This is a genomic window from Actinocorallia lasiicapitis, assembly GCF_054778695.1.
In genome coordinates, this window is record NZ_BAAGZI010000204.1 from 1 (window position 1) to 10,235 (window position 10,235).

Annotated in this window: 8 protein-coding genes and 1 rRNA gene; 4 read left to right on the forward strand and 5 right to left on the reverse strand. The window is 68.2% G+C overall.

Annotation, left to right across the window (positions count from 1 at the left end; all coding sequences use genetic code 11):
- Nucleotides 1-72 (forward strand): 5S ribosomal RNA (gene rrf / locus ACYVE7_RS21000); the annotation flags it as partial.
- Between the two features lie 62 nt (nucleotides 73-134).
- Here the strand turns inward: rrf and ACYVE7_RS21005 are convergent.
- The gene (locus ACYVE7_RS21005) at nucleotides 135-587 is read right to left on the reverse strand and encodes a 2-thiouracil desulfurase family protein (protein ID WP_460366673.1); all 453 of its coding nucleotides are present in this window, start codon (nucleotides 585-587) and stop codon (nucleotides 135-137) included.
- Between the two features lie 81 nt (nucleotides 588-668).
- Here ACYVE7_RS21005 and ctaD point away from each other — a divergent pair, with 81 nt between their 5' ends.
- Nucleotides 669-2,333, forward strand: coding sequence for an aa3-type cytochrome oxidase subunit I (ctaD, locus tag ACYVE7_RS21010; RefSeq protein WP_460366674.1), 1,665 nt, complete (start codon nucleotides 669-671; stop codon nucleotides 2,331-2,333).
- 25 nt (nucleotides 2,334-2,358) lie between these two features.
- Here the strand turns inward: ctaD and ACYVE7_RS21015 are convergent, their stop codons facing one another.
- The 4 genes from ACYVE7_RS21015 to ACYVE7_RS21030 all read right to left on the reverse strand — a co-directional run bounded on the left by ACYVE7_RS21015 (nucleotide 2,359) and on the right by ACYVE7_RS21030 (nucleotide 6,405).
- A complete protein-coding gene (locus tag ACYVE7_RS21015) occupies nucleotides 2,359-3,186 on the reverse strand; it encodes an SDR family NAD(P)-dependent oxidoreductase (protein WP_460366675.1) in 828 nt (275 codons plus the stop codon).
- A gap of 134 nt (nucleotides 3,187-3,320) precedes the next feature.
- Entirely contained in the window at nucleotides 3,321-4,757 is a 1,437-nt protein-coding gene (locus tag ACYVE7_RS21020) for a flavin-containing monooxygenase (RefSeq protein ID WP_460366677.1), read from the reverse strand.
- The gene (locus tag ACYVE7_RS21025) at nucleotides 4,754-5,740 is read right to left on the reverse strand and encodes an AurF N-oxygenase family protein (RefSeq protein WP_460366678.1); all 987 of its coding nucleotides are present in this window, start codon (nucleotides 5,738-5,740) and stop codon (nucleotides 4,754-4,756) included. The genes ACYVE7_RS21020 and ACYVE7_RS21025 overlap by 4 nt, the downstream gene beginning before the upstream one ends.
- A gap of 5 nt (nucleotides 5,741-5,745) precedes the next feature.
- Nucleotides 5,746-6,405: a TetR/AcrR family transcriptional regulator gene (locus ACYVE7_RS21030; protein ID WP_460366679.1), complete on the reverse strand. Its 660-nt coding sequence runs from the start codon at nucleotides 6,403-6,405 to the stop codon at nucleotides 5,746-5,748.
- Between the two features lie 105 nt (nucleotides 6,406-6,510).
- On the opposite strand from ACYVE7_RS21030, the gene ACYVE7_RS21035 reads away from it, so the two are divergent.
- On the forward strand, nucleotides 6,511-7,722 hold the full coding sequence (locus ACYVE7_RS21035) for a pyridoxal phosphate-dependent aminotransferase (protein ID WP_460366681.1): 1,212 nt from the start codon (nucleotides 6,511-6,513) through the stop codon (nucleotides 7,720-7,722).
- Between the two features lie 176 nt (nucleotides 7,723-7,898).
- The gene (locus ACYVE7_RS21040; RefSeq protein ID WP_460366682.1) at nucleotides 7,899-10,010 is read left to right on the forward strand and encodes an ATP-dependent DNA helicase; all 2,112 of its coding nucleotides are present in this window, start codon (nucleotides 7,899-7,901) and stop codon (nucleotides 10,008-10,010) included.
- Nucleotides 10,011-10,235: the final 225 nt, after the last annotated feature.

The following is a 10,235-nucleotide window of genomic DNA, read 5'->3' on the forward strand; positions in this document are numbered from 1 at the left end:
CCGGAAGTTAAGCCCTTCAGCGCCGATGGTACTGCATGGGAGACTGTGTGGGAGAGTAGGACACCGCCGCAATTATTGATTGAAAGGCCCTGGACCATTGGTTCGGGGCCTTTCGCATTTTCGGGGTTCTTGTGTCAGTCGGTGAGGAGGGCGTCCACGGTTTCGAGTTGGGTTTCGTTGAAGACGAGGATGCCGTGGGAGCGGAGCAGTTCGGTCGTCACACCGACGTCGGGGAGTTTGGTTCCGGTGAAGGTGCCGTCGGCGATGTGGCTGCTGCCGCAGGACGGGCTGCCTTCTTTGAGTACCGCGAGCCGGATGCCGTGTTTCTCGGTGGTGGCGAGGGCGAGGGAGGCGCCCAGGCGGAACGCGGCCGTCACGTCCTCGCCGTTGATGGTGATCACTTGGAGGCCGCGGCGTTCGGCGGCGGGCCGCGGAACGGGGAGTCCTCCGGCCAGTTCCGGGCAGAAGGCGACCACGCGGCCTTCGCGCCGCCAGCGTGCCAGGATCGCCGAGCCGCTGGTCTTGGCCTGCCCGTCGTAGCGGACCGGTGCGCCGAGCAGACAGCTGCTCACCAGGATGCGTTCCACCTCTCCACGGTAATGGGGCCTTGCCGGGTTTCTGTACCGGGCGAATAGTGGGAGCGTCCCCTACTGGTGAGGGAGCACGCCATGGTTCTGCTGGGTCGCCGCAATCCCGAGGCGCCGATTCCTGAGCGCGGGCGGGGGAGCGTCGTCGTCGGCTGGTTGACGACGACGGACCACAAGGTGATCGGCTACATGTATCTGATCACCAGTTTTCTGTTCTTCCTGCTGGCTGGCGTGATGGCGATGGTGATCCGCGCGGAGCTGGCCGGTCAGGGCCTCCAGTTCGTCAGCAGGGAGCAGTACAACCAGCTGTTCACGATGCACGGCACCGTGATGCTGCTGCTGTTCGCGACCCCGCTGTTCGTCGGCTTCGCCAACGTGATCATGCCGCTGCAGATCGGTTCCCCGGACGTCGCGTTCCCGCGGCTGAACGCCTTCAGTTTCTGGCTGTTCCTGTTCGGCGGGACGATGGTCGTCATCGGGTTCGTGATCCCCGGCGGCGCGGCGAGCTTCGGCTGGACGGGGTACGCGCCGCTCAGCAACTCGGTGCACAGCCCGGGGCTCGGTGGCGATCTGTGGGTGATGGGCCTGGCGCTGTCGGGGCTCGGCACGATCCTCGGTGGCGTCAACTTCGTGACCACGATCATCGGGATGCGTGCGCCCGGCATGACCATGTTCCGGTTGCCGATCTTCGTCTGGAATGTGCTGCTGACCAGCCTGCTGGTGCTGATGGCGTTCCCGATCCTGGCGGCGGCGCTGCTGGTGCTGGAGTCCGACCGCAAGTTCGGCTCGCACGTGTTCGACTCCCAGCACGGCGGCGCCTTGCTGTGGCAGCACCTGTTCTGGTTCTTCGGGCATCCCGAGGTCTACATCATCGCGCTGCCGTTCTTCGGGATCATCACCGAGGTCATTCCGGTGTTCAGCCGGAAACCGCTGTTCGGCTATGTGGGGATGGTCGGTGCGACGATCTCCATCGCGGGCCTGTCGATGGCGGTGTGGGCGCACCACATGTTCACGACGGGCCGGGTGCTGCTGCCGTTCTTCGCGTTCATGACTTATCTGATCGCGGTGCCGACGGGCGTGAAGTTCTTCAACTGGATCGGCACGATGTGGCGCGGCCGTCTGAGCTTCGAGTCACCGATGCTGTTCGCCGTCGGATTCCTGGTGACGTTCCTGTTCGGCGGGCTGACCGGGATCCTGCTCGCCTCGCCGCCCCTGGACTTCCAGCTTCAGGACAGCTATTTCGTCGTCGCCCACTTCCACTATGTGGTGTTCGGGACGGTCGTCTTCGCGATGTTCTCCGGGTTCTACTACTGGTGGCCGAAGATGACGGGGAAGATGCTCCACGACGGGCTCGGCAAGCTGCATTTCTGGCTGCTGTTCGTCGGCTTCCACACGACGTTCCTCGTCCAGCACTGGCTGGGGGCGGAGGGGATGCCGCGCCGGTACGCCGACTACGCGGAAGAATTCACCACGCTCAATCTGGTGTCGAGCATCGGCGCGTTCGTCCTGGGCGGTTCGACCCTGGTGTTCCTGTGGAACGTCTACATCACCGTGCGGGACGGAAAGCGCGTCGGCGTCGACGATCCCTGGGGTTACGGCGGATCGCTGGAATGGGCGACGTCCTGCCCGCCGCCCCGCCACAACTTCCTGCGCATTCCGCGGATCCGGAGCATCCGCCCGGCGTTCGACCTGCACCACCGTTCGGTCGAGCCGGTCGAGCCGGTCGAGCTGGGGGAGAAGACCTAGCCTCGCGCCTCGACCGGCCGCTGCGTCACTTGCCGCTCTGCTTGCGGAACTGGTCGGTGGCGATCTTGGCGACGCGCACCGCGATGCCGGGGTTGGCGCGCATCCCGCGCCAGGCCGCACGCCCGGACGCCGGAGCGACGATCAGCGCCTGGTTCTTCCGGACGCCCTTGAGGACGTCCTTGGCCAGCTTCTCCGCGGTGTACAGCTTGCCCGGCACGGTGTCCTTGACGTCGTTGTCGGGCTTGCTGGTGAGGCTCGTCTCGGGGAGCCCCGAGTTGACCGTGGACAGCAGGGGGGTGTCCACGAAGCCGGGGCAGACCACGCTGACCTTGACGTTGTTGCCCGCGGCCTCGGCGCGGAGCCCGAGCGAGAGGCCGACGACGGCGTGCTTGGTCGCCGTGTAGGGGATGCCCATCGGCATCGGCACCAGTCCGGCGAGCGAGGCGGTGTTGACGATGTGGCCGGACCGCTGCTCGATCATGATCCGGTAAGCGGCGTCCACCCCGTAGATCACGCCCCGGAGGTTGATGTCGATCGCGCGGTTCCAGTGGTCGAGGGTGAGCTCTTCGGCCAGCCCGCCGACCGCGATGCCCGCGTTGTTGAAGACCAGGTCGAGGGAGCCGTGGTCGCGGGCGACCTGCTGGTAGAGCGAGGCGACGGCCGCGGCGTCGGTGACGTCCAGGGCCAGCCCGAACGACTTGCCGGGCAGCTTCGCGTTGAGCGTGTCGGCCACCTGGGCCGCGCCGTCGGCGTTGACGTCGGTGACGTAGACCGTGTCGCCGCGCGCGGCCAGTTCCGCGGCGATGGCCCGGCCGATGCCGGAAGCCCCTCCGGTGACGATCGCAATGCTCATGGTGGGCTCCGGTCCATCGGTGGGCGGCAGGGCGGCAGAGAGTGCGCTTTCCTGACAGTTCGTATAATAAAAATTCTAGGGGACGGCTCGCACCGGAACCACTCAGGTCACAGCGAAGTCGTCCCCGCGACCGATCACGTCAGGTCGAAATCCTCGCGTCGCAACCGCCTCGTCTTGATCCAGTAGTTCAGCGTGGACGCCGGCCAGGCCGCCCTGTTCTTGCCCTCGGCGTCCAGATACCAGCTCGTGCAGCCGCCGGAGACCCAGACCGCGCCCGCCGACTTGCGCTGGACCCAGGAGTTGAAGCGGTCCTGCGCGGTCGGCTTGACCGCGACGCGGCTCCGGCCGTCCAGGAGTTTCAACGCCTGCAGAACATAGCGGACCTGCGCCTCGATCATGAAGATCATGGAGTTGTGGCCGAGCCCGGAGTTGGGGCCGAGGATCAGGAACAGGTTGGGGAACCCCTTCACCGCGACGCCCATGTGCGCCTCGACCCCGTCGCGCCAGGCGTCCTGGAGCTTGACGCCGCCCTCGCCCGTGATCCGGGCGTTCTCCATCGCGTCGACGACGTGGAAGCCGGTGCCGAAGATGATCGTGTCGACCTCGTGGACGGTGCCGTCATGGGAGACGACCGCGTTCTCACGGATCTCCCGGATGCCGGTGAAGTCGACCGTCACATTGGGGCGGATCAGCGCCGGGTAGTAGTCGCTGGAGACCAGGGTGCGCTTGCAGCCCATCGTGTACTTCGGGGTGAGGTGCGCGCGCATCCGCGGGTCGGGGATCTGCTTGCGCAGATGGCGCCGCGCGACCGCCTCGCCCGCCTTCATGATCTGCGGGTTCTTGAATCCGAGGACCGCCGACTCCTGCGCGAGGTAGATGCCCGCCCGGTAGAACTTCAGCGCGCCGGGCAGCCGCTCCCACAGCCTCCGCTCGATCTTGGTGACCCTGCGGTCGGGCTTCGGCAGGATCCAGGCGGGGGTGCGCTGGAAGACCGTCAGCCGCTCCACCGTCCTGGCGATCTGCGGGACGAACTGGATCGCGGACGCGCCCGTCCCGATCACCGCGACGCGCTTGCCGGCCAGGTCGTGGTCGTGGTTCCACTGCGCCGAATGGAACGTGGTGCCCGCGAACGACTCCAGCCCCGGCAGGTCGGGAATGCTCGGGTGGTGCAGCGGACCCATCCCGGTGACCAGGGCGCGCCCGGTGTGCACGCCGTTGTTGGTCGTGACCGTCCAGGCGCGCGCGGCGTCGTCGTACTCGGCGCCCAGCACCTCGGTGCCGAACCGGATGTGCTCGTGGATGCCGTACTTGGCGACGCAGTGCTTGATGTAGTCGAGCAGCTCCTCCTGGCGCGGGTACATGCGCGACCAGGTGGTGCGGGGTTCGAAGCTGTAGGAGTAGAGCAGCGACATGATGTCGCAGGCGGCGCCCGGATAGGTGTTCTCGCGCCAGGTGCCGCCCACCTCGTCGGCCTTCTCCAGGACGACGAAATCATGTTCGCCCGCCTGCTTGAGCGCGATGGCCATGCCGAGCCCGGAGAAGCCCGTCCCGATGATCACGACCTTGTTCACGCGGCGGCCCGCCGTGCCTTGGGCTCGTCCCAGATGCCGAAGGCCGACCAGATCCGCTTGTTGGCCGCGTCGGTGACGTCCAGCTCGTTCATCAGCTCACGGATCTTGGCGACGCAGTTGCGGATCTCCTCCTGCGCGGCGTCGTTCTTGTACGCCTCGCGGACGACCTCCTTCGGGATGTGGAAGTGCCGGACCATCGAGCCGGGAGGCGACAGCATGATCCGTGCCATCGCGCCGAGGATGATCGGGGTGAGCACGCCGAGCGCCTTCCGCCGGCCCCGGGACATGTTCGGCACCCGGTGCTTGAGGTAGTGGCGCGCGAACGAGATGTGGCGCGCCTCCTCCGCGATGTGGATCTTCATGATCGTCTGCTCGAGGGGGTGCTTGATGTGCCCCTCTTTCAGAGACTTGCGCTGCACGTAGTCGATCGGGTCTTCGCCGCCGAGCACGAACACGAAGAACAGCTCGGTCGAGATCAGCGGGATCAGCGGTGCGAGCTGCGCGATCGCGCTCAGCGCCCGCGGCATCCCCTTGATCGGCATCCCGGTCCTGTTGACGAACTCCTGGAACATCATCCCGTGATGACACTCCTCGGTCGTCTCGTGGTAGACGTACCGGAATTCGGGACGGCCGTTCGGCAGCCGGTAGGCGTAGTTGAGCAGGCCCCGCTTCAGCAGGTTCTCGAACTGCAGGCCGATCTTCATGGCCGTCGCGACCCGCCAGAGCCCGATCTGCGCCTGGATCTGCGGCGGCTGCGCCTGGTACCAGGCGGTCGAACCGAGCCGGTCGATCTCCGGCAGGATCCAGCGGGGGTCGTTCGGGTCCATCGCGAACTCGGGGTCGTCCCACGGGATGTCCGCGTAGGCCTCCCAGTGCTTGTCGACGCTGGCCTTGTTCAACCGGTCGATGACGCCGTGGTAGGACTTGCGGTCCTTGACGGCCTCACGGACCTCTTCTGCGAGCTCGGTGGGGGGCTTGGCCATGACTTCTACCTTTCGGCGCTTGCGGAGGGGGTGGTGGCCGGGATCAGGTCCTGGGCGAAGGCCTTGACCATGTCGAGGACGGCGGCCTGGTGGCCGTGCTCGTCGCCGTCCAGGGAGTGCTGGAGGGACAGGCCGACCAGCAGCGCGAACAGGCCGCGGATCAGGGCGTCGACGACGGAGTCCGGGAGGGACTCGGGGAACAGCTCGTCGAACACCTCCCGGACGATCTCGACGACGCGGTTGCTGAGCTGCTTGGACAGGTCGCGCAGCGATTCGTCGGTGCGTCCGGCGAGCGCCAGTTCGAGCAGGGCCATCGCGGGCGGCTGCTGGATCGTCTCCCAGAACAGGTCGAGGGCGCCGGCGACGTTGCGCCGGTCGTCGGGGAGCTCGGTGTAGGCGGCGTGGTACTCGTCGCGGAGCCGGTCCAGAAGGTGCTCCAACGCGGCCGCGACCAGCTCCATCTTGGTCGGGTAGTGGTGCTGCTGCGCGCCGCGCGAGACACCCGCCCGGCGCGACACCTCGGTCGTGGACAGGCCCGACCAGCCGAGGTCGGCGAGGGTCGCGGCCGTCGCGTCGAGCAGCCGGGTCTGGGTGGCGTTGCGGCGTTCCGCCTGCGTACGGCGGCTGCTTCCGTGCCGGCGGTGCCTGCGCCTGCTCACTGACATAACTGGACGATACGTCTCATACTTACAAGCAAGCAAGCCTGCATGTATGTAGTCCAGGTCACAGGAGAACGCGCTGGTGAGGTGCGCGAGCACTAGGGTTGGCGCATGGCGGTCAAACAATCCGACAAGCTGGCCAACGTCTGCTACGAGATCCGCGGCCCGGTGCTCAAACGCGCCAAACAGCTCGAGGACGCTGGGCACCAGGTGCTCAAACTGAACATCGGCAACCCCGCCCCGTTCGGGTTCGAAGCCCCGCCGGAGATCCTCCAGGACGTCATCCAGAACCTGGGCCAGGCGCACGGGTACAGCGACTCCAAGGGGCTGCTGTCGGCGCGGCGGGCCGTCGTCCAGCACTACGAGAGCCAGGGGCTGACCGGGCTCGACGTCGAGGACGTCTACCTCGGCAACGGGGTGTCCGAGCTGATCGTCATGACGCTCCAGGCGCTGCTCGACAACGGCGACGAGGTGCTGATCCCCGCGCCCGACTACCCGCTCTGGACGGCCGCCGTCGCGCTCGCCGGAGGCACGCCGGTGCACTACCTGTGCGACGAGAGCGCGGGCTGGCAGCCGTCGCTGGAGGACATCGAAGCGAAGATCACCCCCAACACGCGGGCGCTGGTGATCATCAATCCGAACAACCCGACCGGCGCGGTCTACTCGCGCGAGACCCTGCTGGCCGTCGCCGAGGTCGCGCGACGGCACGGGCTGATCATCTTCGCGGACGAGATCTACGACCGGATCCTGTTCGACGACGCCGTCCACCACTCGATCGCCGCGCTCGCCCCCGACCTGCTCTGCCTCACCTTCAGCGGGCTGTCGAAGGCCTACCGGGTGGCCGGATTCCGGTCCGGCTGGGTCGTGATCTCCGGACCCAAGAACGAGGCCACCGACTACATCGAGGGCTTGGACGTCATGGCCAACATGCGGCTGTGCCCCAACGCGCCGGCACAGCACGCCATCCAGGCCGCGCTGGGCGGAAGGCAGAGCATCAAGGATCTGATCCTGCCCGGCGGACGGCTGCTGGAGCAGCGCGACCGCGCGGTGAAACTGCTCAACGAGATCCCCGGGGTGAGCTGTGTGGAGCCGAAGGGGGCGCTGTACGTGTTCCCGCGGCTCGATCCCGCGGTCTACCCGATCGACGACGACATGCGGTTCTGCCTCGACCTGCTGGAGCAGCAGAAGCTGCTGATCGTCCACGGGACCGGGTTCAACTGGCCCGACCCCGACCACTTCCGGATCGTCACTCTGCCGCACGCCGAGGTGCTCGAAGAGGCCATCGGCCGGATCGCGATCTTCCTGGCGGGGCTCCGGGGCTGACCAGGCCCGCCCTGTGGATAACGGGCTGGAACGTCGGCGGCGGCCGGTACGGTAACGGGGTGTCTTCGCCAGTTCCTCAGCCCCGTATCGCCAAGCAGGACCTACCGCCGCTCGCAGACCTGCTGGCGGCGGGGGTCGGTGCCGTCGGCGGATCGGACAGACCGGGGCAGATCCGGATGGCCGAGGCCGTCGAAGTGGCGCTGCGGCGCAAGGAACATCTGGCCGTCCAGGCGGGCACGGGCACCGGGAAGTCGCTCGCCTACCTGATCCCGTCGGTGCGGTACTCGGTGTCGCGCGGCACCACCGTGGTGATCTCCACGGCGACGATCGCGCTCCAGCAGCAGCTCGTCGACCGGGATCTGCCGCGCGTCGCCAAGGCGCTGGAACCGCTGCTCGGACGGGACCTGAACTACGCCATCCTCAAAGGGCGGCGCAACTACCTGTGCATGAACCGGATCCAGGTCGGCGCGCCCGACGACCCCGAGGACTCGCTGTTCGACACCTCCCAGGTGTCGGCGCTCGGCAAGCAGGTGCAGCGGCTCCACGAATGGGCCGAAGAGACCGAGACGGGCGACCGCGACGAACTGGTGCCCGGCGTGTCCGAGCAGGCGTGGCGGCAGGTCGCCGTCTCCGCCAAGGAATGCCTGGGCGGGCAGCGGTGCCCGCAGGCCCAGTCGTGCTTCTCCGAACTGGCCCGCGCCGCGGCCGCCGAAGCCGACGTGGTCGTCACCAACCACGCGATGCTCGCGATCGACGCGCTCGAAGACTTCCAGGTGCTGCCCGAACACGACGCCGTCGTCATCGACGAGGCCCACGACCTGGTCGACAGGGTGACCTCGGTCGCCACCGGCGAGATCTCGGCCGGCTCGGTCGAGGCCGCGGCGCGCCGTGCCGGGAAGGCGATCTCCGACCAGACCGCCGACCGGCTCAAGGAACTCGGCGAGGATCTGCGGCTCGCGATGGACGAGCACGACGCGTCACGGCTCGACCATCTGCCGTCCCACCTGGGGAACACGCTGATCGCGATCCGTGACGCCGCCCACGCCTGCCTGACGGCGCTCGGCCCCGACATCAAGGACTCCGACCCGACCCTGTCGGCCGTCCGGCGTGCCGCGAAGACCTCACTCGAGGACGTCAAGGAGACGGCCGCCCGGATCCTCTCCTCGTTCGAGACCCCCCTCACCGAACGGTGGGACGTGGTGTGGCTCGCCAAGAGCTACGACGGCAAATGGCCGCCGTCGCTGCACGTCGCCCCGATCGCGGTCGGCGGGCTGCTGCGCGAGTCGCTCTTCAAGGCGCGCACCACCATCCTCACCTCCGCCACGCTGACGCTCGGCGGATCCTTTGACCCGCTGGCCCGGCAGTGGGGGCTGCCGCCCGTCGCCACCGGAACCGCCGCCCATGCCACTCCGTCCGCGCGTGCTGACGGTGCCGTCGCGGTCGTCAACGGTAAGGCCGCTGAGGCGGGGCTCGTCGCGGGGGACGGGGCCGACCGGGAGGGGGCGGTCCTGGTCCAGGAACGCGACTCCGCTCAGGACGACGCCGGATCTTCCGCTCGGGGCGGCGCGAACGGCGAGGCCGTCGAGGAGCCCGCGGGTGAGGGGGCGTCGGCGGATGAGGAGCGGCCGATCGTGTGGTCGGGCCTCGACGTCGGCTCGCCCTTCGACTATCCGCGCAGCGGAATCCTCTATCTGGCCCGGCACCTGCCCGAACCGGGCCGTGACGGTCTTCCGCCCGAGTACCTCGAGGAGCTCAAGTCCCTGATCGAGGCGGCGGGCGGCCGCACCCTCGGGCTGTTCTCCTCGATGCGCGCCGCGAAACAGGCCGCCGACGAGCTCAAAGTCGACTTCCCCATCCTCTGCCAGGGCGAGGACTCGACCTCCCAGCTCGTCAAACAGTTCGCCGAGTCGGAGGAGACCTGCCTGTTCGGCACGCTCTCCCTCTGGCAGGGCGTCGACGTCCCCGGCCCGTCGCTCTCCCTGGTCGTCATGGACCGGATCCCCTTCCCCCGCCCCGACGACCCGGTGGCGTCCGCCCGGCAGCGAGCCATCGGCGCCCGAGGCGGCAACGGCTTCATGCAGGTGGCCGCCTCCCAGGCCGCCCTCCTGCTGGCGCAGGGCGCGGGCCGCCTCCTGCGCAGCACCGCCGACCGGGGCGTCGTGGCCATCCTCGACCCCCGCCTGGCCACCAAACGGTACGGCTCCTTCCTCAAGGCCTCCCTCCCTCCCTTCTGGACCACCACCGACCCCGAAAAGGTCCAGGCCGCCCTCAAACGCCTCAACCCCTAGCCCATCCGCCCCAACCACCCCTCCGCACCGCACCGGTCGCGTCCGTCGGGCTACCCCAGGCGCGCGCCGGCCCCACGGGGTTGAGGCCCGGATGAAACCGGGGGCGGAGCCGGGTGGTGTCCTCGTAGGGGGAGGTCGGGGTGGTGATTGGAGGGGCTGGCCTCAGGGGCGCCTCCGTAGGGCCGGAGCCCGGGGCTTGCGGGGGTGGTCGGGTGGGGGTGGCCG

Bases quoted from the DNA above. Each gene is read 5' to 3' on its own strand.
- ctaD (WP_460366674.1), top strand. From the start codon at position 669: ATGGTTCTGCTGGGTCGCCGCAATCCCGAGGCGCCGATTCCTGAGCGC.
- ACYVE7_RS21015 (WP_460366675.1), bottom strand. From the start codon at position 3,186: ATGAGCATTGCGATCGTCACCGGAGGGGCTTCCGGCATCGGCCGGGCC.
- ACYVE7_RS21025 (WP_460366678.1), bottom strand. From the start codon at position 5,740: ATGGCCAAGCCCCCCACCGAGCTCGCAGAAGAGGTCCGTGAGGCCGTC.
- ACYVE7_RS21030 (WP_460366679.1), bottom strand. From the start codon at position 6,405: ATGTCAGTGAGCAGGCGCAGGCACCGCCGGCACGGAAGCAGCCGCCGT.
- ACYVE7_RS21035 (WP_460366681.1), top strand. From the start codon at position 6,511: ATGGCGGTCAAACAATCCGACAAGCTGGCCAACGTCTGCTACGAGATC.
- ACYVE7_RS21040 (WP_460366682.1), top strand. From the start codon at position 7,899: ATGGCCGAGGCCGTCGAAGTGGCGCTGCGGCGCAAGGAACATCTGGCC.